Genomic DNA, 21,429 nt, shown 5'->3' on the forward strand with positions numbered 1-21,429 from the left:
CCCCGCCGCCGTGCCGCGGGGAGCCGGTCAGCCCTGGGCGGCCGCGGCCCGCAGGGCGATGCGGTCCTCGCCCGCGTACACGTTCATGTTGCTGCCCCGCAGGAAGCCGACCAGGGTCAGCCCGGTCTCCGCCGCCAGGTCCACCGCCAGCGAGGACGGCGCGGAGACCGCCGCCAGCAGCGGGATGCCCGCCATCACCGCCTTCTGCGCCAGCTCGAAGGAGGCCCGCCCGGAGACCAGCAGGATCGCCCGGGACAGCGGCAGGCCGCCGTTCTGCAGGGCCCGCCCGACCAGTTTGTCGACCGCGTTGTGCCGGCCGACGTCCTCCCGGATGTCCAGCAGCTCCCCGTCCTCGGAGAACAGGGCCGCCGCGTGCAGCCCCCCGGTCCGGTCGAACACCTGCTGAGACGCGCGGAGCCGGTCGGGGAGGCTCGCGAGCAGCTCGGGTCCGACCCGGACCGGGGGAGTGTCGGCGATCGGCCAGCGGGCCGTCGTACGCACCGCGTCGAGGCTCGCCTTGCCGCACAGCCCGCAGGACGAGGAGGTGTAGACGTTCCGCTCCAGGGTGAAGTCGGGGAGCCTGACGCCCGGCGTGGTCCGCACGTCGACCACGTTGTAGCTGTTCGAGCCGTCCACCGTCGCTCCCGCACAGTAGACGATGTTCTGCAGATCGTCGGCGGTCGCCAGGACGCCTTCGCTCACCAGGAACCCGGCCGCCAGCGCGAAGTCGTCGCCGGGCGTGCGCATCGTGATGGCCAGGGGTTTCCCGTTGAGCCTGATCTCCAGCGGTTCCTCGGCGACGAGTGTGTCCGGCCGGGCGGAGACCGCTCCGTCGCGGATGCGGATGACCTTGCGTCGTTCCGTGACTCGTCCCATGGTCTGATCAGCCCCGGTTCTGTACGTGCTGGTAGCCGAAACGGCCCTTGATGCAGAGGTTGCCGTGGGTCACCGGGTTGTCGTGCGGCGAGGTGACCTTGACTATCTCATTGTCCTGCACGTGGAGCGTGAGGTTGCAGCCCACACCGCAGTACGCGCACACCGTGGTCGTCTCCGTCTGCCGTGACTCGTCCCAGCTGCCCGCCGCCCGCATGTCGAACTCCGACTTGAACGACAGCGCCCCGGTCGGACACACCTCCACACAGTTCCCGCAGTAGACGCAGGCCGAGTCGGTCAGCGGGGCGTCGTGCTCCACGGCGATCCGGGCGTCGAAGCCCCGCCCGGCGACCGAGATCGCGAAACTGTTCTGCCACTGGTCGCCGCAGGCGTCCACACACTTGTAGCAGAGGATGCACTTGTCGTAGTCGCGCACATACAGTTCGTTGTCGACCCTGGGCTCCTCGTCCAGGCGGGCCGCGCCGGGCCCGAAGCGGTCCGGCTTCGCCTCGTACTCCTTGATCCACTCGGCGGCGCGCGGGGTCGTGGACAGGTCCACCGAGGAGGCCAGCAGCTCCAGCACGATCCTGCGGCTGTGCCGGACGCGCTCGGTGCCGGTACGCACCACCATCCCCGGCTCGGCCTTCCGGGAGCAGGCCGGCACCAGGGTCCGGGCCCCCTCCACCTCGACCACGCACACCCGGCAGGCGTTCTTCGGGCGCAGGGTGTCGCCCTCGCACAGGGTCGGCACGTCCTTCCCGGCCGCCCGGCAGGCGTCCAGGACGGTCGAGCCCTCCGGAACCCGCACCTCCTGGCCGTCGAGCGTGAACTCCAGCAGCCGGCGCGGGATCCCCAGCGGTGTGACGGTCATGCGTACGCCCCCAGACGGTCGATGGCGGATTCCACGGCGTTCCAGGCGGTCTGGCCGAGACCGCAGATCGAGGCGTCCCGCATCGCCCGGCCGACCTCGCGCAGCAGCGCGATGTCGTCGGCCGCGCCGGCGCCGGTGCGCTCGGCGATCCGGTGCAGCGCCTCCTCCTGCCGGACCGTCCCCACCCGGCACGGCACACACTGCCCGCAGGACTCGTCCCGGAAGAACTCCGCGATGCGGAGCAGGAGCCGGGGCAGCGGCACGGTGCCGTCGAAGGCCATGACCACACCGGAACCGAGCGTGGTGCCCGCCTCCCTGGTGCCCTCGAAGGTGAGCGGGATGCCCAGTTCGTCCGGCCGTACGAAGCCGCCGGCGGCCCCGCCGAGCAGCACGGCCCGCAAGTCGTCCTGTACCCCGGCGAGTTGGAGCAGCTCGCCGAGCGTGGCGCCGAAGGGGAGCTCGTAGACACCGGGGCGGGCCACGCTCCCCGACACGCAGAACAGCTTGGGTCCGGTGGACCTGGCGGTCCCGATCGCCGCGTACGCCGGGGCGCCCATGGTCAGGATCGGCAGCACGTTGACCAGCGTCTCCACGTTGTTCTCGACCGTCGGTCTGCCGAACAGCCCCTTCTCCACCGGGAACGGCGGCTTCGAGCGAGGTTCGCCCCGGTACCCCTCGATGGAGTTGAACAGGGCCGTCTCCTCACCGCAGATGTACGCCCCCGCCCCGCGCCGGATCTCGATGTCGAAGGCGAAGCCCTGACCGAGGATGTCGTCGCCGAGGAAGCCGCGGGCACGCGCCTGGTCGACCGCGTGCTGTATCCGTCGTGTCGCGCGCGGATACTCGCCGCGGATGTACAGGAAACCCCGGTGCGCGCCGATCGCGTACGCGGCGACGGTCATCGCCTCCACCAGCGCGTACGGGTCGCCCTCCATGAGCACACGGTCCTTGAAGGTGCCCGGCTCCGATTCGTCGGCGTTGCAGACGAGGTAGTGCGGGCGGTCCGGCTGGGACGCCGTGGCCTGCCACTTGCGGCCGGTGGGGAAGGCGGCGCCCCCGCGTCCGACCAGGCCGGAGTCGGTGACCTCGCGGATGACCCCGGCGGGCCCGAGGGCGAAGGCCTGGCGCAGGGCGGTGTATCCGCCGTGCGCCCGGTAGTCGTCGAGCGAGGACGGGTCGACCACGCCCACCCGTTTCAACAGGGTCAGACCTTCCTGTCCCGCCTGCGGTACGGCCGTCGCGGCCGGCGGCTCCTCGGGCGCCGAGTCGGGCGCGGTGGCCGCGAGGACGGCCGTCCTGACCGTCGCCGGGGCCGCCACCGCCGTACGCACCGGGTCCCCGGCCCGGATCGCGAGGGCGGCCGGAGCCCGCTCGCACAGCCCCAGGCAGGGACTGCGTTCCAGGTGCACCCCGGGGCCCAGATCCGCTTCGACGCCGGCGCACAGTTCCGGTGCCCCGGCCGCCGTGCACGCCAGGTCCGTGCAGACGTGCAGGACGGTCGCGGGGCGGGGCCCGACGGAGAACATCGCGTAGAAGGTGGCCACGCCGTAGGCCTCGGCCGGCGGGACCGTCAGGCGGCGGCACAGATAGCCGAGGGCGCCCTCGCTGATCCAGCCGACGCGGTCGTTGATCGCGTGCAGCCCCGGCAACAGCAGGTCGCGGCGGTCCCGGGCGGGGCGCCCGCCGCGTGCCCACCGCAGATCCGCGTCGGAGCGGTCGGCGCCCTCCCAGGAGGACTCCGGAGGGCCGAGCAGGGCGTCAACGGCCGAGCGTTCCTCGTCCGTCGGTTTGCTGTCGCCGAAGTGCAGGTCCACTTACGTCACCTCACGATGGTCGCGACCGGGAGCTTCTCGATACGGATCGCCGACGCCTTGAACTCCGCCGTCCCCGCGATCGGGCAGTTGGCCTCGATCGTCAGCTGGTTGGTGTCCACCTCGTCGGGAAAGTGCATGGTCATGAAGGCGAGACCGGGGCGCAGGGCGGTGTCGATCCAGACGGGGGCCACGACCGAGCCCCGCCGCGAGGACACCTGGACCTCCTCGCCGACGACGACCCCGTACCGCTCGGCGTCCTCCGGGCACAGCTCGATGTACTCGCCGCGCCGCAGCGGGGAGGCGTAACCACCGCTCTGCACCCCGGTGTTGTAGGAGTCGAGCCGCCGCCCGGTGGTGAGCCGGACGGGGTACTCCTCGTCGGTGAGGTCGACCGGCGGATCGTGCCGGACCAGCCCGAAGGGGGCCGGGGTGCCGCGCCGCGCCGGTTCCTTCTCCCACAATCTGCCGTGCAGGTAGGCCGGTTCGAGACGCTCGGTGCTCGGGCACGGCCACTGGATGCCCTGGTGCTCGACGAGCCGGTCGTACGTCATCCCGTAGTGGTCCGGGGAGACCGACCTCAGCTCGTTCCAGACGGTCTCCGCGTCGGCGTACTTCCAGTCGTGGCCGAGGCGGGTGGCGAGGTCGCAGAGGATGTCGATGTCCTCGCGGGCCTCGCCGGGCGGGGTCACGGCCCGGCGCACCCGCTGCACCCGCCGTTCGCTGTTGGTGGTCGTGCCCTCGGTCTCCGCCCAGCCGGCGGTCGCGGGCAGCACCACGTCCGCCAGCTCCGCCGTCTTCGTGAGGAAGATGTCCTGGACGACCAGGAAGTCGAGGGCGCTCAGCCGGCGGATCGCCTGCTCGCTGTCGGCCTCCGACTGGGCCGGGTTCTCGCCGATGCAGTAGACCGCCTTGAGCGTGCCCTCCTCCATCGCCTCGAACATCTCGGTGAGGTTCAGCCCGTAGTGCGGCTGGATGACCGTGTCCCAGGCCGACTCGAACTTCAGCCGGGCGTCCGGGTCGAGGATGTCCTGGAAGCCGGGGAGGCGGTTGGGGATCGCGCCCATGTCGCCGCCGCCCTGCACGTTGTTCTGGCCGCGCAGCGGTTGCAACCCGGCGCCGTAGCGGCCCACCTGTCCGGTGAGCAGGGAGAGGTTGATCAGGGCGCGGACGTTGTCGGTGCCGTTGTGGTGCTCGGTGATGCCGAGGGTCCAGCACAGCTGGGCGCGCTCGGCGCGGGCGTAGGCGTGCGCCAACTCCCGGATGGCGGCGGCCGGAACGCCCGTCACCTTCTCCGTCAGCGACAGCGTCCACGGTTCGACGAGCGCCCGGTACTCCTCGAAGCCGGTCGTCGCCCGCTCGATGAACGCCTCGTTGGCCAGCCCCGCGTGGATGATCTCCCGGCCGATCGCGTGCGCCATCGGGATGTCCGTGCCGACGTTCAGCCCGAGCCAGCTCTCCGCCCACTCGGCGGTGGAGGTGCGGCGCGGGTCGACGGCGTACATCCGGGCGCCGTTCCTGATCCCCTTCAGCACGTGCTGGAAGAAGATCGGGTGCGCGAAGCGGGCGTTGGAGCCCCACATCACGATGACGTCGGTGTGCTCGATCTCCTCGTACGAGGACGTGCCGCCGCCGGAGCCGAAGGCGGCGCTCAGTCCGGCCACGCTCGGGGCGTGACAGGTCCGGTTGCAGGAGTCGACGTTGTTGGTGCCCATCACCACCCGGGCGAACTTCTGGGCCACGTAGTTCATCTCGTTGGTGGCGCGGGCGCAGGAGAACAGCCCGAACGCGCCGCGGTTGCGGTCCAGGCCGCGGGCCGCGCGGTCCAGGGCCTCCTGCCAGCTCGCCCGCCGGAACGGCTCGTCACGGGAGTCCCGCACGAGGGGGTGGGTGAGCCGGGTGTAGGTCTTCTGCTGCCGTTTCCTCATGCGGCGCTCCTCAGCGCGAGCAGGTCCGAGATGGCGTGCACGGTGCGCAGGGTGGGCACCGGTACGCCGGTGATCTCCGCCAGCTCGACGACGGCCGCGAGGAGCACGTCGAGTTCCAGCGGCTTGCCGCGCTCCAGGTCCTGGAGCGTGGAGGTGCGGTGGTCGCCGACCTTCTCGGCGCCCGCGAGCCGGCGTTCGATGGAGACACCGACCTCGCAGCCGAGCGCCTCGGCGACCGAGAGTGTCTCGCGCATCATGATCTCGATGACCCGGCGGGTGCCGCCGTGCAGGCACATCTGCCGCATCGTGGCCCGGGCCAGCGCGCTGATCGGGTTGAAGGAGATGTTGCCGAGCAGCTTGAGCCAGATGTCGTTGCGCAGGTCCGGCTCCACCGGGCACTTCAGCCCGCCGGTCTGCATGGCCTCGCTGAACCGCAGACAGCGCTCGGACACACTGCGGTCGGGCTCGCCGATCGAGAACCGGGTGCCTTCCAGGTGCCGTACCACGCCCGGGGCCTCCAGCTCGGTGGCCGCGTAGACCACACAGCCGACGGCGCGTTCGGGAGCGAGTACGGCGCTGACCGCGCCGCCCGGGTCGACGCTCTCGACGCGGTGGCCGTCGTGGGGGCCGCCGTGCCGGTGGAAGTACCACCAGGGGATGCCGTTCTGGGCCGCGACCACCGCCGTGCGCTCGTTCAGCAGCGGCTCGATCAGCGGCCCGCACGCCGCGTACGAGTTGGCCTTCAGCCCGAGGAAGACGTAGTCGACCGGGCCGACCTCGGCCGGGTCGTCGGTGGCGTGGGCATGCGCGGTGAAGTCGCCGCGCGGGCTCAGCACCCGTACTCCGTACTGCCTCATGGCCGCCAGATGGGGTCCACGGGCGACGAGATGCACATCGGCGCCCGCGCGGTGGAGCGCGGCACCGACATAGGCGCCGATCGCACCGGCGCCGAGAACTGCGACTTTCACGGAACACTCCGTTCGGTTTGAGGGATACCGCGGAGGTGGCCTCGGGGAGACCGGGTCGTGGGTCGTCGTGTGAAGCGGTCCGGCCGTCGGCCGAATCATGTCGACGAAATATTGTCTACAGTATGGAGTCAGGCCCGACAAGGGTTCGGACAGCGACCGTTCGGCGCATTCTGGATACCGCTCATCGCATACGATCGAGCCGTCGGGTTCTCAACCACCCTGGCCCGGCCCTACCGTTCGGGACTCATGAGCAGCCCCCCTGTAGCGCCTCCGGGCTGGAGCCGCTGGCTCGTCCCGCCCGCCGCCCTCTCCGTCCACCTCTCCATCGGCCAGGCCTACGCCTGGAGCGTCTTCAAGCCGCCGCTCGAATCCGCGCTGAACCTCAGCGGCACCGAGAGCGCGCTGCCCTTCCAGCTCGCGATCGTGATGCTCGGTCTGTCGGCCGCGTTCGGCGGCACCCTCGTCGAGCGCAACGGACCGCGCTGGGCCATGACGGTCGCCCTGGTGTGCTTCTCCACCGGCTTCCTGATCTCCGCGCTGGGCGCCGAGACCGAGCAGTACTGGCTGATCGTCCTCGGCTACGGCTTCGTCGGCGGCATCGGCCTGGGCATCGGCTACATCTCGCCGGTCTCCACGCTGATCAAGTGGTTCCCGGACCGGCCCGGCATGGCCACCGGCATCGCCATCATGGGCTTCGGCGGCGGCGCGCTGATCGCCTCGCCCTGGTCCGCGCAGATGCTCTCCTCCTTCGGCAGTGACAACGATGGCATCGCCCTCGCCTTCCTGGTGCACGGGCTGGCGTACGCCGTCTTCATGACCCTCGGGGTACTGCTGATCCGGGTGCCGCGCAGCGAGAAGCCGGTCGCGAACGCGCCGAGCGCCTTCGAGGGCGTGCAGGTCTCGGCCAACACCGCGATCCGCACCCCGCAGTTCTGGTTCCTGTGGGTCGTGCTCTGCATGAACGTGACCGCGGGCATCGGCATCCTGGAGAAGGCCGCCCCGATGATCACGGACTTCTTCGCCGACAGCTCCACCCCGGTGACGGTGTCCGCGGCGGCCGGGTTCGTCGCCCTGCTGTCCGCCGCCAACATGGCGGGCCGCATCGGCTGGTCGTCCACCTCCGACCTGGTCGGCCGCAAGAACATCTACCGCGTCTACCTCGGCGTCGGCGCGCTGATGTACCTGCTCATCACGTTGTTCGGGAACTCCTCCAAGCCGCTGTTCATCCTCTGCGCGCTGGTGATCCTCTCCTTCTACGGCGGCGGCTTCGCCACCGTCCCCGCCTATCTGAAGGACCTGTTCGGCACCTACCAGGTCGGCGCGATCCACGGCCGGCTGCTCACCGCCTGGTCCCTCGCCGGTGTGCTCGGGCCGCTGATCGTCAACTGGATCGCCGACCACCAGAAGGACGCCGGCAAGCACGGCTCCGACCTGTACACCCTGTCCTTCGGCATCATGATCGGACTGCTCGTCGTCGGGTTCGTCGCCAACGAGCTGATCCGGCCCGTCAACGCCCGCCACCACATCCCCGCACCCAGGGAGGCCGTCGATGTCGAACGACAGCAGCCTGCATGAACCCGACCGCCGCTGGCTGATCGCCGTCGCCTGGCTCTGGGTGGGCGCGCCCTTCGCCTACGGCGTGTACGAACTCGTACAGAAAGCGACACAGCTGTTCAACGGGTGAACCAGGAGAATGTTCGGGCGTCCGAGTGTCTGCAAGAAGCCGACAACTCGGGCGCCCGTTTCCTGTGGCCTTACGTGCCGTCGTACCCGTGAGTCACTGAACAGACTGGTGGGCCCATACCGAGGCAACGAGGGGGACCCACCACCCATGAACGGCTCGCGCATCGCCGCCGTCGGCCACTACCAGCCCGCGAAGGTACTCACCAACGAGGACCTGGCGGGCATGGTCGACACCAGTGACGAGTGGATCCGCAGCCGGGTGGGCATCAACACCCGGCACATCGCGGGCCCCGACGAACCCGTCGACGAGCTGGCCGCGCACGCCGCGGCCAAGGCCCTCGCGGCGGCCGGCCTCACCCCCGCGGACATCGACCTGGTCCTGGTCGCCACCTCCACCGCGATCGACCGCTCCCCGAACATGGCCGCTCGCGTCGCCGCCCGGCTCGGCATCCCGCAGCCCGCCGCGATGGACGTCAACGTCGTGTGCGCCGGTTTCACCCACGCCCTCGCCACCGCCGACCACACCGTCCGCGCGGGCGCCGCCACCCGTGCGCTCGTCATCGGCGCCGACAAGATGTCCGAGGTGACGGACTGGACCGACCGCACGACGTGCGTCCTGGTCGGCGACGGGGCGGGCGCGGCGGTGGTCGAGGCGTGCGGGCCGGGCGAGGAGCCCGGGATCGGGCCGGTGCTGTGGGGTTCCGTCCCCGAGATGAGCCACGCCGTACGCATCGAGGGCACCCCGCCCCGGTTCGCGCAGGAGGGGCAGAGCGTCTACCGCTGGGCCACCACCCAGCTGCCGCCCATCGCCCGGCGCGCCTGCGAGAAGGCCGGGGTCACCCCCGCCGACCTCGCGGCGGTCGTGCTGCACCAGGCCAACCTGCGGATCATCGAGCCGCTCGCGCAGAAGATCGGCGCGGTCAACGCGGTGGTCGCCAGGGACGTCACCGAATCGGGCAACACCTCGGCCGCGAGCATCCCGCTCGCGTTCTCCAAGCTGGTCGAGCAGGGGAGCGTCTCCAGCGGCGACTCGGTCCTGCTGTTCGGTTTCGGCGGCAACCTGTCCTACGCGGGGCAGGTCGTGCGGTGTCCGTGAGAGCGCGTTCTGCGGTGTGACGTGGTCAACTCGCGCTTCCCCTGGCAGTTGTGCGCCGTAGACTGTAGACGAAAGACAATCGATACTGAGTGTCCGCTCGTAACGGGTGTCTGCCGAAGGGGGACCCGATGTTGTCAGCCGGACTGCCGCAGGGCGCGGTGCCCAAGCTCGAACGCCCCGGCCCGCTCCGCGACCGCGTGTACGAGGCGCTGCTCGAACTCATCACCACCCGCGCCCTCCAGCCCGGCCAGCACCTCGTCGAGAGCGAACTCGCCGGTCACCTGGGCGTCTCCCGGCAGCCGGTGCGCGAGGCGCTGCAGCGGCTGAACACCGAGGGCTGGGTCGACCTCCGGCCCGCCCAGGGTGCGTTCGTGCACGAGCCCACGGAGGACGAGGCCGACCAACTCCTCACGGTCCGCACCCTGTTGGAGGCCGAGGCGGCGCGGCTGGCGGCGGCCAACGCCGGCAGCGCGGGAGTGGCCGCGCTGGAATCCCTGTGCGCCGAGGGCGAGAAGGCCGTCGCCGCGGACGACGTGGACGGGGCCGTCGCCCTGAACGCCGCGTTCCACACCAAGATCATGGACCTGGCCGGCAACGCGGTCCTCGCCGAACTCGCCGCCCAGGTCGACCGCAGGGTCCGCTGGTACTACACGCCGGTGGCCCGGCAGCGCGGCCACCAGTCCTGGATCGAACACCGTGAACTGATCGCGGCGATCACGGCCCGCGACGAACAGCTGGCGACCCGCCTGATGCGCGAACACACGGAGCACACCCGGCGTTCGTACCACGAGCGGGCGACGTCCTGACCGAGCCGCCGGCGCGAATGCCCCGGTTCCTCACCGTCAGGCTTGGCGGGCGTAGGAGGCGAGGCGGTCGGCGAACGCGGTGACGAGGTCGCGCAGTTCACCGGGGCGCTCGATGACGAACGGCCGGTCGAGTGAGGCGAGTACCGGAGGCAGCCAGTCGAGCCGCTCCGCCCGTAGGTCGACGCGCCGCCAGCGCTCGGTCGCCCGGTCCTCGTCCGCCGCGGGCACAGGCTCCTCCAGGCTCGCGACGCCGGCGGGAAGGCGGGCGCGGATCTGCTCGACGGTCCCGTGGATCCGCAAGGTCACCTCATGCCGGTACTCGGCCGTGGCGAACCCCGACAGCACGCGCTGCGCCGGATCGAGGCCCACGGGCGCCTCGAATGAGCCGGGCAGGGTCCTCGCGTCCGCGATGCGGTCGAGCCGGAAGGTCCGGGCCTCGCCGATCTCGGGGTCCGTGCCCGTGACGTACCACCGGCCCGCATGGGCGACGATCCCGTACGCGTGCAGCGTGCGTCGGCTGTGCCGGCCGTCGCGGTCGGTGTATCCGATCGAGACCGGTCGGCGGTGGCGTACCGCATCGGCGATGGTGAGCAGGACTCCGGCGTCCGGGGTGGCGAACTCACCGGGCTGGTCCGTGAAGGCGAGAGATTCCAGGAGTGCGTCGAGCCGGCGGGCGACGTGCTTGGGCAGCACCCGCCGGATCTTGGCCGATACCGTCTCGCTCGCCGTGCGCTCCGCCGTCATCAGCCCTGCTCGGCGGCCGGCGACCAGGCCGAGCAGCACGGCCAGCGCCTCGTCGTCGCTGAGCATCAGCGGAGGCAGACGGTATCCGGGGCCGAGCCGGTACCCGCCGTAGCGGCCGCGCACCGACTCCACGGGCACGTCGAGGTCGATCAGGTGATCCACGTACCGCCGCACGGTGCGCCCGTCGACGCCGAGCCGGTCGGCGAGTTCGGTCACCGTCCGGGTGCCGCCCGACTGCAGCAGTTCCAGGAGTGTCAGTACGCGGCCGGTGGGTCCAGGCATGCGCCCAGCCTAGTGCGAATACCGGACCGATTCTGTCCACTATCTCTCCTAGCCTACGACGTGCAGCAACCCCGTCAGCCAAGGAGAAACACCATGGACTTCGTCTCGATCCGCATCATTACCAGCGACGTCGCGCGCCTCGTCGAGTTCTACGAGCGCGTCACAGGGGTGCAGGCGACGTGGGCCACTGAGGACTTCGCCGAACTCGGGACTCCCCACGCCACCCTCGCGATCGCCGGCACCCGCACCGTCCCGCTGTTCGCCCCGGGCTCCGCCCGCCCGGCGGACAACCACAGCGTGATCACCGAGTTCCGCGTCGACGACGTGGACCGCGTTCACCGGGACCTGACCGGCTTCGTCACCGACTTCGTCAACGAGCCCACCACGATGCCCTGGGGCAACCGGTCGCTGCTGTTCCGTGACCCCGACGGCAACCTCGTCAACTTCTTCACCCCCGTCACCCCGGCGGCCGTCGAGAAGTTCGCACGTGGACAGCAGGGGGGTATTCCCCTGCCCTCGGGTGCGAGGACATCCCTACGGCACGCGGGCGACGCCGACGTAGAAGCCGCTCAGCTCCTCGGCGGGAGCCGGTGAATCCTTGTACCACTTGGTCGCCGTGACCAGCCCTGGAGCCACCAGTTCCAGGCCCTCGAAGAACGGCTCGATCTCGGCCCGCGTACGCATGCGCAGGGGGATCTCGCCCTTGCGGTACGTCGTGGTCACCGACTTGGCGAGGTGCGGGTGCTCATCCGTGGTGCCGTGGGAGAACATGAAGTAACTGCCCGAGGGCAGCGCGTCGAGAATCGTCCGCGTAAGACCGTAGGGGTTCTCGTCGTCGGTGATGAAGTGCATCAGCGCGATCATCGACAGCGCGACGGGCCGGGTGAAGTCCAGGAACGTACGGGCGTGGTCGAGGATGGTTCCCGGCTTCCGTACGTCGGCCTCGATGTAGTCGGTGTTTCCCTCGGGAGTGCTGATGAGCAGAGCCTCCGCGTGCCGCAGCACGATGGGGTCGTTGTCGGCGTAGGCGACCCGCGCCGACGGCACTATGCCCTGCACGATCTGATGCAGGTTCGGCTGGGTCGGGATGCCCGTACCGATATCGAGGAACTGGTCGATGCCGTTGCCGGCCAGCCAGGCCGCCGCGCGGTGCATGAACGCCCTGTTGCGCATGGCGTTGAGACGCGCTTCCGGTGGCAGCTTCGCCGCCACCTCCTCATCGACCGGATAGTTGTCCTTGCCGCCCAGCAGCCAGTCGTAGACGCGTGCCGGGTGGGGCCTGCTCGTGTCGATACGACTTTCGCGGGAGGGGTCTGCCGTCATGCATGACTCCAGCGGGTACTAGATCGCTGACCGACTCACCGAGGTCGCTTCGCGCGCCGTGGATGAGGCGGTGGAGGGCATGGCGATTGTGCCATTGGCCCAGCCCTCACGCAGAGTTGGTGCTCGATTGAGCGAGGAGCGCTGCTGACCTTGGACGACGGGGACACTTGTCCAGGGTTCATTCGTCATGGCGAGGGGCGTCACCCGGCGGGCGTGCAGTGGTGGTGGGGGCAGGTGCAGCGGCGGATGAGCAGGATCCCGAGGCTGTGGGGGAGCGGGATGTCCTGGGTCTGGCTGCACTTCTCGTGCCAGGCCGAGTACCCCCGTCGCTGGGCCGGCGCGCATTCCGCGGACATGGTCGAGGTGTCCTGGGCGGGTGCGGTCACGAGAAGATGCCGCCGCTGCTGGCGGAGTTCAGGGCGCGGGTGCGCTCGGCCACGGCTCTCAGCCGCTCCTCGTCGGTGGCGCGCCGGACGTGGGCGGGGTCGGCGTCCCACTCGCGCCCGCCGGCCACCGGCCGCAGCTGGACGTACGGACCCTCGCGCCCCATGACGTACCCGAGCCTGTCCTGGGCGGTGTCGATGACCAGGGTGCCGGCGGGTTCATCCTCGGCGGTCACTCGCGGGTCCCCTGCTGGAGCACGCCGGCGAGGCGGACGGCGACGTCGACGCGCACCCGTCCCAGCTCGACCAACTGCAGCCCGGGCGAAGCCGGATCGACCCTCAGCGAGGGAAACACGATTCCCACGCCGCCCAGGGCGGTTCTGATTGCCTCGACTGCGGCCTGTGTGTCGGTGACGTTCTGTGTCTTCTTCGGTGCCATGAAACGGACGCTAGAGCTCAGGCGTTGGAGAGCGCGATGGAAGTTGCGCGAAGTTGCTTGACGCTTCCTCTGGGTTGCGGAAGGTTGCTGATAAAGGCCGTCGCAACCCGGGTCGGCGGCCTCCGAACTCGGACAAGCTTTGGAGATCAGTCCTCTGACGAAAGGAACTGATCATGGCGCGTCGACTGCGCTTCAACGGCACGGGCAGCGGCGTCAACGGGTGCCCGTCCGTGCACGAAGATCTCGACTCGGGTGAGGTCATCGTGCACGGTCCGGCTCTCACCGACCCTGACGACATCGGTCAGCTCCGGCACCTGAACGGGGGCGAGGTGGCCATCGTGGTACCGCGCGAACTGCTCGTCGACTTCCGCCCGAAGGAGGTCACCCGCGTGCCGGACATCATCGGACTGGACGAGTTCGACCGGCTCTTCACCCAGTTCGAACACACGGCCTGGCGGTTGGAGACACGGCGCCGGTACGCCTCGGACGAAGCCACCGCGACCTACGCCCAGTTCACTCGCGGTGAGCCCGTGAACTGGGACGGAGTCGACGCCGCGTGGTGCGCCGAACGCCGGGAGCAGACCGCGCTGGGAAAGCGATTCGAGCGCGCGCGGATCATCGACAGCCCGCCGACGGCCGGACAGCTCTACCTCCTCGAAAACGCCCGGCGGAACAGTGCCGTCGGGGAGAAGATCTTCAGCCTGCCGCGCGCCGATGCCGACCTGCTCGCCCTGCCCGCAGAGGATTTCTGGATCTTCGACTCCAGGCTGGTCGCCCTGCTCAACTTCGACCAGGGCGACAACCTGCTGAACGTCGAGCTGATCACCGAGCCCGCAGCGGTTCTGCGGCACGCCCAGGCCCGGGACGCGGCGATGCACCGCGCGGTCCCCTACGAACAGTTCGCGGCACAGCTGGCCGCGAAGGAGTAAGGCAGGTTGCTGACCGGTGAGCACGGACTACCAGCAGGCGCGCGAGGCGCTCGGCGTGCGGCTGCGTGAACTGAGGCTTTCGGCCCCAGGCGGTCGGCTCACCGGTCAGCAGCTGGCCGAGGCGTACGGGTGGAACAAGTCGAAGGTCAGCAGGCTGGAGAACGGCAGGCAGACCCCCACGACCGACGACCTGCGCAAGTGGGCGGATGTCACCGGCCACCCCGAGGCGTACGACGAACTGCTCGCCAGGCTTCGGGGCTTCGAGTCGCACATCCGGTCGTGGCGGCGGCAGCTGGCTTCCGGACACAAGCCGGTGCAGGACACCCACCTGGGTGCGCATGTCGACGCCTCGGTATTCCGTGGCTGGGAGTCCTCCATGATCTTCGGCGTGCTGCAGACGCCGGACTACGCCCGGTCGATCTTCACCAGGTACGCGGAGCTCCAGCGGTCGCCGCGCGACACCGAGGAGGCCGTCCGCTCCCGCATAAGACGGCAGGAGGCGCTGTACGACTCCTCGAAGCGCTTTCACCTCATCCTCTGGGAGGCCGCCCTCCACGCCCTGATCTGCCCGCCCTCGGTGCTCATGGCACAGCTGGACCGGCTGTCGGGAGCCATCGGCCTGGACACGGTCGAGCTGGGCATCATCCCGCTGTCGGCGTCTCTCAAGATTCCTCCGGCCACCACCTTCTGGATCTACGACGACCGCCAGGTGATCGTGGAGAACTGGCACGCCGAGCTGTGGATCGACGACTCCGACAGCGTCGCCACCTACCTGCGCACCTGGCGGACCCTCCATGAATCCGCCGTCTACGGCGCCGACGCCCACAACGTCATCAACTCGGCCAGGCGCGCCTTGAACCCCAACACCTGACGCAGACCTGTTCTTCGGGCCGCGGACGGCCGGGTGCACCGAGTCCGGAAACGGTTGAGTCCCGGATGTCGATCCGGGACTCAACAAGCTCACTTTGCAGTGAGACCAAGAGGGAGGACCCGTCAGGTCGCCGTCTGTGGCTGTACCGCGCCCACCTTCGCCGTCGCGCCCGGGCCGCGGCCCGGCTGGCGGAGCAGGAGCGCCACCCCCGCCGCCAGCATCGAGATGCCGCCGGCCAGGGCGTACGCACCGTTGTAGCCCCAGGCGCCGACCACCATGGAGCCGAGGCCGCCGCCGAACAGGCCGCTGACGAGTTTGCCGCTGTAGACCAGGCCGTAGTTGGTGGCGTTGTAGTTCTCGCCGAAGTAGTCCGGGGTGAGGGCGGCGAAGAGCGGGTAGAAGGCGCCGCCGCCGAAGCCGGAGAGGAAGGCGAAGAACAGGAACAGCCACTCGCTCTTGACGTCACCGGCCCAGATCACGCCGAACTGGGCCAGGCCCAGGACGACGATGACGAAGACGAGGGTCGGTTTCCGGCCGAGGCGGTCGGAGAGCCAGCCGACCACGCCCCGCCCGATGCCGTTGATGACCGCCATCACGCCCATGGACGAGGCCGCGACCAGCGGGCCGAAGCCGACGTCCTTGGCGAAGTCCACCTGGAAGGAGATACCGAAGATCGAGACGCCCGCCGTCATGACGATCGCGATCCACATCAGGGGGAGCATGCCCGTGCGGATCGCCTCCTTCGGGGTGAACTGCCGTACCGCGGGCGGGTTCTTGGCGAGAGCCATGGCGTTCTTTGCGTCGCCCGAGGGGGCGAGCGGGTCGATGTCGGCCGGCCACCAGTTCTTCGGCGGGTCCTTGAAGAAGAACGCGGTGACCAGGACCACGACCATCACGTAGGCGCCGATGAGGTCCAGCACCCGGTGGTAGTTGGCCGTGTCGAAGGCGTAGTTGAAGATGAAGATGAAGGGGAGTGAGCCGTAGGCGAAGCCGCCGTTCACGAATCCCGTGCGGGCGCCCCGGCGTTCGGGGAACCACTTGCCGACCATGTTGATGCAGGTCGCGTAGACCAGGCCGGAGCCGAGACCGCCGATCACACCGAAGCCGAGGATCGCCAGCCATATCTCGCTGATGTGCGAGAGGGCCAGGAACCCGATCAGGCACATACCGGAACCCGTGTACATCGCCCGGCGGGCCGTGAGGATGCCTTTCTCGCGCAGCCAGCCCGCCGGGAAGGCGATGCCGGCCTGGAAGAACACCCAGACGCTCAGGATCCAGAAGGTGTTGGACTGCGTCCAGCCGTGCGCGTGGGACAGGGTGTCCTCCGCGGAGCCGTACGCGTACTCGAAGACGCTGATGGCCATCATGGCCACCCACGGGAGATACACCATGAAGTTGCGGGAGTGGCCGAGGATGTCCCGGTCGGTCTCGCCGATCCGGTACACCCGGCCGCGGGCGTCCGTCACCTCACGGTACGGACGCCGTCCGGCGCCGGTGCTGTTCGTGGCTACAGGGTCTGCCGTCATGTCACGCCATCTCCTCGCCGAGCGGGTGCGGGTTGGGGACGATGTCCCGGGCGCTGGGCCTGCCCGGTGCCTTGAGGAAGAGCGCCAGCACCGCGGAGGCCAGGCCGACGGAGCCCGCGAGGACGAACGCGCCGTGGTAGTCCCACTCACCCACGACGACCGCGCCCAGACCGGAGCCCACCAGGCCGGAGATCAGCTTGGAGCTGTAGACCATCCCGTAGTTGGTGGCGTTGTTGTTCTCACCGAAGTAGTCCGCCGTCATGGCCGCGAAGAGCGGGAAGATCGCCCCGCCGCCGAACCCGGAGACCATGGAGCAGAACAGGAAGAACGGCATGCTGCCCATCTGGCCGGAGACCAGCACACCGAACTGCGCGCTGCCGAGCACGATGCACACGATGATCAGGGTGTTGCGGCGGCCGTACCGGTCGGAGATCCAGCCGATCACCCCGCGGCCGGTGCCGTTGACGATTGCCTTCAGGGACATGGCCGTGGCCACGATCCCGCCCGCGAACCCCATGTCCTTGCCGAACGGCACCTGGAAGGCGATGCCGAAGATGTTGATCCCGGCCGTGCAGAGCAGGCAGAACCACATCATCCACAGGACGGGCGTACGGGCCGCCTCCTTCGGGGTGTACTGCTTGACCGCCGGCGGGTTCTTCTCCAGCGCCCGCCGTATCCGCGGATCCTGGGTGGCCTTCAGGGGATCGACGTGCGGCGGCCACCAGCTCTTCGGCGGGTCCTTGAAGAACCAGCCCGCCGACGCCACCACCAGACACAGTCCGATGCCGACCGAGGTGAGCAGGACCTTGTAGTTGCCCAGGTCCAGCACGGAGGTGAAGAGGAACACGAACGGCACGGACCCGTAGGCGAAACCGCCGTTCACGAAGCCGGTCTTGCCGCCCTTGCGCTCCGGATACCACTTGCCGACCATGTTCACGCAGGTCGCGTAGACGAGACCGGCGCCGATACCGCTGCACATGCCGAAGCCGAGGTAGGCGACGAGCACGTTCGGCGCGAACGCCAGCGCCACATAGCCCAGCAGGGTGCCGACCGCGCCGATCAGCATGGCCGTCCGGGCGGGAAGCCGTCCGCTCTCCCGCAGTTGCCCGGCCGGGAAGGCCACGGCCGCCTGGAAGAACACCCAGACGCCCATCAGCCAGAAGATGTGTCCGCTGCTCCACAGATGCGCGTCGTGCAGCGTGTCCTCCGCCGACGTGAACGCGTACTCGGCGGAACTGATGCCCATCATGCCCACCCAGGGCAGGATGACCATCCACTTGCGTGTCCGGCCCATCAGATCGACGTCGGTCTCGCCGATCCGGTATGTGCGGCCGTTGCGGTCCGTCACCTCCCTGAAGGGGACGGATGTCGTTAGATCGATGGATGACATGTTCGTTCAGCACCCCTTGCGTCGAAAGCTCTGGCCAGCGCCCCCTGTCCAATGCCTTTCGTGCGCGCACGGGTCCCGGGGCCGGCCGCAGCGCACCGCCGGCCGGCCCCCTCCTCGGCTAGGTCATGAGCCGCCCCCCAGCAGTCCGGCCGCCCGCGCCCAGCGGTACTTGGCGCCGAGCACGGCCACCGGCCGTTCGGTCGTGTACGGATACGCCACGACCCCCCGCTCGTACAGGTACTGGCAGGCCTCCTCGACCTCGACGTCCCCCGCGAGCGAGGCGACGACCGGCTTCTCGATGCCTCGCTCCCGGAACTCCGCCACCACACGCGCGGTCAGCTCCGCGAACACCATCGGCGGGGTGACGATGGTGTGCCAGTAGCCGAGGACCAGGGCGTGGATGCGCGGGTCCTCAAGACCGAGCCGGATCGTCGCCTCGTACGTCGACGGCGGCTCGCCGCCCGTGATGTCCACCGGGTTGCCCGCGGCTCCGAACGGCGGGATGAAGCGCCGGAACGCCTCGTCCAGGTCCGGCGGTATCTCCATCAGGGACAGGCCGTTGTCGGTGATGGCGTCGGACAGCAGCACGCCGCTGCCGCCCGCGCCGGTGATGATCACGACGTTGTCGCCGCGCGGGGCCGGCAGCACCGGCAGGCCGCGCGCGTACTCCAGCATGTCGTTCAGGCCCGGCGCCCGGATCACGCCCGCCTGCCGCAGGATGTCGTCGTACACGGCGTCGTCACCCGCGAGGGCCCCCGTGTGCGAACCCGCCGCCTTGGCACCGGCCGCCGTACGCCCCGCCTTGAGGACCACAACGGGCTTCCTCGGTACGGTGTTCCGCGCCGCGTCGACGAAGGCGCGGCCGTCCTTGAGGTCCTCCAGGTGCATCGCGATGCACTCGGTGTGCGGGTCCTCGCCGAACCAGGTCAGCAGGTCGTCCTCGTCCAGGTCCGACTTGTTGCCGAGGCCGACGATCGCCGACACCCCCGTCTTGGTGGTCCGCGCGAAGCCCAGGATCGCCATCCCGATGCCGCCCGACTGGGACGTCAGTGCCACGCCGCCCTTCACGTCGTACGGCGTGCAGAACGTGGCGCACAGGTCCTGCCAGGTGGAGTAGTAGCCGTAGATGTTCGGGCCGAGGAGGCGGACGCCGTACCGCTCGCCGATCGCGACGATCTCCTCCTGGAGTTCGTGTTCGCCGGTCTCCGCGAAACCGGAGGGGATCAGGACGGCGTTGGGGATCTTCTTCCGGCCCACCTCCTCCAGTGCCGCTGCCACGAACCTGGCGGGAATGGCGAAGACTGCCACGTCCACCTCACCGGGAACGTCCGTGACACTCTTGTACGCCTTGCGGCCCAGAATGTCATCGGCCTTGGGGTTCACCGGATGGATCTCCCCGGCGAAGCCGCCGTCCACGAGGTTGCGCATCACCGAGTTGCCGATCTTGCCCTGCTCGTTGGAGGCGCCGATCACGGCCACCGAGCGGGGCTGCATCAGCCGGCGCATGGAGGTGAGGATCTCCTCGCGCGCGTACTTCCGGCGCGACGGCGGCTGCTTGTCGGCGAGGATGATCCGGATGTCGGCGGCGACCGCGCCCTCCGGGGTGGCGATCACCGGGTTGAGGTCCACCTCGGCGATCTCGGGGAAGTCCGCGACCAGTTGGGAGACCCGGCGGATCTGCTCGGCGACCGCCCACCGGTCCACGCCGGCCTGCCCGCGCACCCCGCGCAGCACTTCGGCCGCCTTGATGGAGTCCAGCATGGACAGCGCCTCGTCGGCGGAGACGGGCGCGAGCCGGAAGGTCACGTCCTTCAGCACCTCGACCAGCACCCCGCCGAGCCCGAAGGCCACGACCTTCCCGAACGTCGGGTCGGTCACCGCGCCGACGATGACCTCCTGCCCCTTCGGGAGCAGCTCCTGCACCTGCACGCCCTCGATCCGGGCGTCGGCGTCGTAGGCCTTCGCGTTCCCGACGATCCGGTGGAAGGCCGCGCGCACGTCCGCCGCGCCCTCGACCCCTACGATCACCCCGCCCGCGTCGGTCTTGTGCAGGATGTCCGGCGAGACGATCTTCATCACCACCGGCCCGGCGAAGCGCGCCGCGTACGCCACCGCCTCGTCCACGTCGGTCGCCAGCTCCTCGCCGGGTACGGCGATCCCGTACGCGTCGGCGATCACCTTGCCCTCGGGCGCGGTGAGCGCGTTACGGCCCTCCGCGCGCACGGAGTCGAGGAGTGTGCGGACCCGCAGCTCCCGGTCCTCTGCCATCACGTCAGATCACTCCGTTCGACTTGAGCAGGCGCAACTCTTCGTCGCCCAGACCGAGTTCGCCGATGTAGACCTCTGCGTTGTGCTCGCCGAGGAGCGGTGAACTGGTCACGTCCACGGGGGAGTCGGAGAGCTTGAGCGGGCTGCCGACGGTGACGAACTCACCGCGCTCGGGGTGCGGGACGGTGACCACCATCTCGTTGGCGACCAGCGACTCGTCCTCGATGATCTCCTTGGTGGAGAGGATCGGCCCGCACGGGATGTTGTGGGCGTTGAGCTTCTCCAGCACCTCCCACTTGGGGAGCGTCGAGGACCACTCCTCGATCAGCTGGAACATCTTGCCGAGCTTGGGCAGCCGGGCCTCCGGGGTCGCCCACTCCGGGTCGTCCGCCAGCTCCGGCCGGCCGATCAGCTGGGTGATCGGCTGCCAGCCGACGGGCTGCACGATGACGTACACGTAGTCGTTCGGGCCGCCCGGCGCACACTGGACCGCCCAGCCGGGCTGGCCGCCGCCGGAGGCGTTGCCGGAGCGGGGCACCTGGTCGCCGAAGTCCTCGTTGGGGTACTCGGCGAGCGGCCCGTGCACCAGCCGCTGCTGGTCGCGCAGCTTCACCCGGCAGAGGTTGAGCACGGCGTGCTGCATGGCTACGTTGACGCGCTGGCCGCGTCCGGTGTGCTCCCGCTGGAACAGAGCCGCCAGTATTCCGGCGACGGTGTGCACCCCGGTGCCCGAGTCACCGATCTGCGCGCCCGTGGCCAGCGGTGGCCCGTCCTCGAAGCCGGTGGTGGCCATCGAGCCGCCCATCGCCTGGGCGACCACCTCGTACGCCTTGAAGTTGGTGTACGGACCGTCCCCGAAGCCCTTGATCGACGCGTACACGATCCGGGGGTTGATCTCCTGTATGCGGTCCCACGTGAACCCCATGCGGTCGACCGCACCCGGGCCGAAGTTCTCCACCATGACGTCCGAGCGGCGTATCAGCTCGGTGAGGAGCTCCTTGCCGCGCTCGGTCTTGGTGTTGAGGGTGATGCTCCGCTTGTTGCAGTTGAGCATCGTGAAGTAGAGGGAGTCGACGTCCGGGAGGTCACGCAGCTGCTTGCGCGTGATGTCACCGGTCGGCGCCTCCAGCTTGACGACGTCCGCGCCGAGCCAGGCGAGCAGCTGGGTGGCGGACGGCCCCGACTGGACATGGGTCATGTCGAGGACGCGGATGCCTTCGAGTGCCTTGGTGGTCATC

The 21,429-nt window shown here is 69.7% G+C and carries 20 protein-coding genes and 1 pseudogene; 7 read left to right on the forward strand and 14 right to left on the reverse strand.

All coding sequences use genetic code 11. The features are described from left to right. Positions 1-27: 27 nt before the first annotated feature. Genes fdhD through ACFWXC_RS01960 form a run of 5 tightly spaced genes read right to left on the reverse strand, consistent with a single transcriptional unit; the run spans position 28 to position 6,451 of the window. Complete coding sequence (gene fdhD / locus ACFWXC_RS01940; protein WP_384471456.1) at positions 28-876, reverse strand: formate dehydrogenase accessory sulfurtransferase FdhD; 849 nt, start codon at positions 874-876, stop codon at positions 28-30. Between the two features lie 7 nt (positions 877-883). After that, on the reverse strand, positions 884-1,744 hold the full coding sequence (locus tag ACFWXC_RS01945; RefSeq protein ID WP_384471459.1) for a 2Fe-2S iron-sulfur cluster-binding protein: 861 nt from the start codon (positions 1,742-1,744) through the stop codon (positions 884-886). Continuing rightward, a complete protein-coding gene (locus ACFWXC_RS01950; protein ID WP_384471462.1) occupies positions 1,741-3,558 on the reverse strand; it encodes an NADH-ubiquinone oxidoreductase-F iron-sulfur binding region domain-containing protein in 1,818 nt (605 codons plus the stop codon). Before ACFWXC_RS01950 ends, ACFWXC_RS01945 begins: the two co-directional genes overlap by 4 nt. Positions 3,559-3,563: 5 nt before the next feature. After that, positions 3,564-5,483 carry a molybdopterin oxidoreductase family protein gene (locus ACFWXC_RS01955; protein WP_384471465.1) on the reverse strand — a complete coding sequence of 640 codons (1,920 nt, stop codon included), beginning with the start codon at positions 5,481-5,483 and terminating at the stop codon, positions 3,564-3,566. Next, on the reverse strand, positions 5,480-6,451 hold the full coding sequence (locus ACFWXC_RS01960; RefSeq protein WP_384471468.1) for a 2-dehydropantoate 2-reductase: 972 nt from the start codon (positions 6,449-6,451) through the stop codon (positions 5,480-5,482). Before ACFWXC_RS01960 ends, ACFWXC_RS01955 begins: the two co-directional genes overlap by 4 nt. Positions 6,452-6,697: 246 nt before the next feature. Between ACFWXC_RS01960 and ACFWXC_RS01965 the strand changes: the two genes are divergently transcribed. The 4 genes from ACFWXC_RS01965 (at position 6,698) to ACFWXC_RS01980 (ending at position 10,036) form a co-directional block, all read left to right on the forward strand. After that, complete coding sequence (locus tag ACFWXC_RS01965; protein ID WP_384471471.1) at positions 6,698-8,026, forward strand: OFA family MFS transporter; 1,329 nt, start codon at positions 6,698-6,700, stop codon at positions 8,024-8,026. Beyond that, on the forward strand, positions 8,001-8,135 hold the full coding sequence (locus tag ACFWXC_RS01970; RefSeq protein ID WP_351315073.1) for a hypothetical protein: 135 nt from the start codon (positions 8,001-8,003) through the stop codon (positions 8,133-8,135). Before ACFWXC_RS01965 ends, ACFWXC_RS01970 begins: the two co-directional genes overlap by 26 nt. Positions 8,136-8,282: 147 nt before the next feature. Beyond that, complete coding sequence (locus tag ACFWXC_RS01975; RefSeq protein ID WP_384471475.1) at positions 8,283-9,230, forward strand: beta-ketoacyl-ACP synthase III; 948 nt, start codon at positions 8,283-8,285, stop codon at positions 9,228-9,230. A 128-nt stretch (positions 9,231-9,358) separates the two neighbouring features. Beyond that, positions 9,359-10,036, forward strand: coding sequence for a GntR family transcriptional regulator (locus tag ACFWXC_RS01980; RefSeq protein WP_384471478.1), 678 nt, complete (start codon positions 9,359-9,361; stop codon positions 10,034-10,036). 36 nt (positions 10,037-10,072) lie between these two features. Here ACFWXC_RS01980 and ACFWXC_RS01985 read toward each other — a convergent pair whose 3' ends face one another. Continuing rightward, positions 10,073-11,062, reverse strand: a complete 990-nt coding sequence (locus tag ACFWXC_RS01985) for a helix-turn-helix transcriptional regulator (RefSeq protein WP_384471481.1) — start codon at positions 11,060-11,062, stop codon at positions 10,073-10,075. A 93-nt stretch (positions 11,063-11,155) separates the two neighbouring features. On the opposite strand from ACFWXC_RS01985, the pseudogene ACFWXC_RS01990 reads away from it, so the two are divergent. Then, positions 11,156-11,551 (forward strand): annotated as a pseudogene (locus ACFWXC_RS01990) (VOC family protein); the annotation flags it as partial. Between the two features lie 45 nt (positions 11,552-11,596). On the opposite strand, the gene ACFWXC_RS01995 reads toward ACFWXC_RS01990, so the two are convergent. The 4 genes from ACFWXC_RS01995 to ACFWXC_RS02010 all read right to left on the reverse strand — a co-directional run bounded on the left by ACFWXC_RS01995 (position 11,597) and on the right by ACFWXC_RS02010 (position 13,207). Continuing rightward, complete coding sequence (locus tag ACFWXC_RS01995; RefSeq protein ID WP_384471484.1) at positions 11,597-12,385, reverse strand: SAM-dependent methyltransferase; 789 nt, start codon at positions 12,383-12,385, stop codon at positions 11,597-11,599. Between the two features lie 200 nt (positions 12,386-12,585). After that, positions 12,586-12,771: a hypothetical protein gene (locus ACFWXC_RS02000; RefSeq protein ID WP_384471487.1), complete on the reverse strand. Its 186-nt coding sequence runs from the start codon at positions 12,769-12,771 to the stop codon at positions 12,586-12,588. Further along, positions 12,768-13,004, reverse strand: a complete 237-nt coding sequence (locus tag ACFWXC_RS02005) for a hypothetical protein (RefSeq protein WP_384471588.1) — start codon at positions 13,002-13,004, stop codon at positions 12,768-12,770. The genes ACFWXC_RS02000 and ACFWXC_RS02005 overlap by 4 nt, the downstream gene beginning before the upstream one ends. Then, a complete protein-coding gene (locus ACFWXC_RS02010; RefSeq protein WP_384471490.1) occupies positions 13,001-13,207 on the reverse strand; it encodes a hypothetical protein in 207 nt (68 codons plus the stop codon). The genes ACFWXC_RS02005 and ACFWXC_RS02010 overlap by 4 nt, the downstream gene beginning before the upstream one ends. A 173-nt stretch (positions 13,208-13,380) precedes the next feature. Here ACFWXC_RS02010 and ACFWXC_RS02015 point away from each other — a divergent pair, with 173 nt between their 5' ends. After that, positions 13,381-14,136: a DUF6879 family protein gene (locus ACFWXC_RS02015; RefSeq protein ID WP_384471492.1), complete on the forward strand. Its 756-nt coding sequence runs from the start codon at positions 13,381-13,383 to the stop codon at positions 14,134-14,136. Between the two features lie 16 nt (positions 14,137-14,152). Beyond that, complete coding sequence (locus tag ACFWXC_RS02020) at positions 14,153-15,007, forward strand: helix-turn-helix domain-containing protein (RefSeq protein WP_384471494.1); 855 nt, start codon at positions 14,153-14,155, stop codon at positions 15,005-15,007. A gap of 122 nt (positions 15,008-15,129) precedes the next feature. Here ACFWXC_RS02020 and ACFWXC_RS02025 read toward each other — a convergent pair whose 3' ends face one another. From ACFWXC_RS02025 to frc, 4 genes are all read right to left on the reverse strand, one after another. Next, entirely contained in the window at positions 15,130-16,533 is a 1,404-nt protein-coding gene (locus ACFWXC_RS02025) for an OFA family MFS transporter (protein ID WP_384471497.1), read from the reverse strand. 1 nt (position 16,534) lies between these two features. Then, positions 16,535-17,923 carry an OFA family MFS transporter gene (locus ACFWXC_RS02030; RefSeq protein ID WP_384471500.1) on the reverse strand — a complete coding sequence of 463 codons (1,389 nt, stop codon included), beginning with the start codon at positions 17,921-17,923 and terminating at the stop codon, positions 16,535-16,537. A 123-nt stretch (positions 17,924-18,046) separates the two neighbouring features. After that, a complete protein-coding gene (locus ACFWXC_RS02035) occupies positions 18,047-20,191 on the reverse strand; it encodes an acetate--CoA ligase family protein (protein WP_384471584.1) in 2,145 nt (714 codons plus the stop codon). Positions 20,192-20,195: 4 nt separating this feature from the next. Next, positions 20,196-21,428, reverse strand: coding sequence for a formyl-CoA transferase (gene frc, locus ACFWXC_RS02040; protein ID WP_384471502.1), 1,233 nt, complete (start codon positions 21,426-21,428; stop codon positions 20,196-20,198). Between the last annotated feature and the right edge of the window lies 1 nt (position 21,429).

This window comes from Streptomyces sp. NPDC058683, from assembly GCF_042716195.1.
Classification (GTDB): Bacteria; Actinomycetota; Actinomycetes; order Streptomycetales; family Streptomycetaceae; genus Streptomyces.

Bases quoted from the DNA above. Each gene is read 5' to 3' on its own strand.
- fdhD (WP_384471456.1), bottom strand. From the start codon at position 876: ATGGGACGAGTCACGGAACGACGCAAGGTCATCCGCATCCGCGACGGA.
- ACFWXC_RS01945 (WP_384471459.1), bottom strand. From the start codon at position 1,744: ATGACCGTCACACCGCTGGGGATCCCGCGCCGGCTGCTGGAGTTCACG.
- ACFWXC_RS01955 (WP_384471465.1), bottom strand. From the start codon at position 5,483: ATGAGGAAACGGCAGCAGAAGACCTACACCCGGCTCACCCACCCCCTC.
- ACFWXC_RS01965 (WP_384471471.1), top strand. From the start codon at position 6,698: ATGAGCAGCCCCCCTGTAGCGCCTCCGGGCTGGAGCCGCTGGCTCGTC.
- ACFWXC_RS01970 (WP_351315073.1), top strand. From the start codon at position 8,001: ATGTCGAACGACAGCAGCCTGCATGAACCCGACCGCCGCTGGCTGATC.
- ACFWXC_RS01975 (WP_384471475.1), top strand. From the start codon at position 8,283: ATGAACGGCTCGCGCATCGCCGCCGTCGGCCACTACCAGCCCGCGAAG.
- ACFWXC_RS01980 (WP_384471478.1), top strand. From the start codon at position 9,359: ATGTTGTCAGCCGGACTGCCGCAGGGCGCGGTGCCCAAGCTCGAACGC.
- ACFWXC_RS01985 (WP_384471481.1), bottom strand. From the start codon at position 11,062: ATGCCTGGACCCACCGGCCGCGTACTGACACTCCTGGAACTGCTGCAG.
- ACFWXC_RS01995 (WP_384471484.1), bottom strand. From the start codon at position 12,385: ATGACGGCAGACCCCTCCCGCGAAAGTCGTATCGACACGAGCAGGCCC.
- ACFWXC_RS02010 (WP_384471490.1), bottom strand. From the start codon at position 13,207: ATGGCACCGAAGAAGACACAGAACGTCACCGACACACAGGCCGCAGTC.
- ACFWXC_RS02015 (WP_384471492.1), top strand. From the start codon at position 13,381: ATGGCGCGTCGACTGCGCTTCAACGGCACGGGCAGCGGCGTCAACGGG.
- ACFWXC_RS02025 (WP_384471497.1), bottom strand. From the start codon at position 16,533: ATGACGGCAGACCCTGTAGCCACGAACAGCACCGGCGCCGGACGGCGT.
- ACFWXC_RS02030 (WP_384471500.1), bottom strand. From the start codon at position 17,923: ATGTCATCCATCGATCTAACGACATCCGTCCCCTTCAGGGAGGTGACG.
- ACFWXC_RS02035 (WP_384471584.1), bottom strand. From the start codon at position 20,191: ATGGCAGAGGACCGGGAGCTGCGGGTCCGCACACTCCTCGACTCCGTG.
- frc (WP_384471502.1), bottom strand. From the start codon at position 21,428: ATGACCACCAAGGCACTCGAAGGCATCCGCGTCCTCGACATGACCCAT.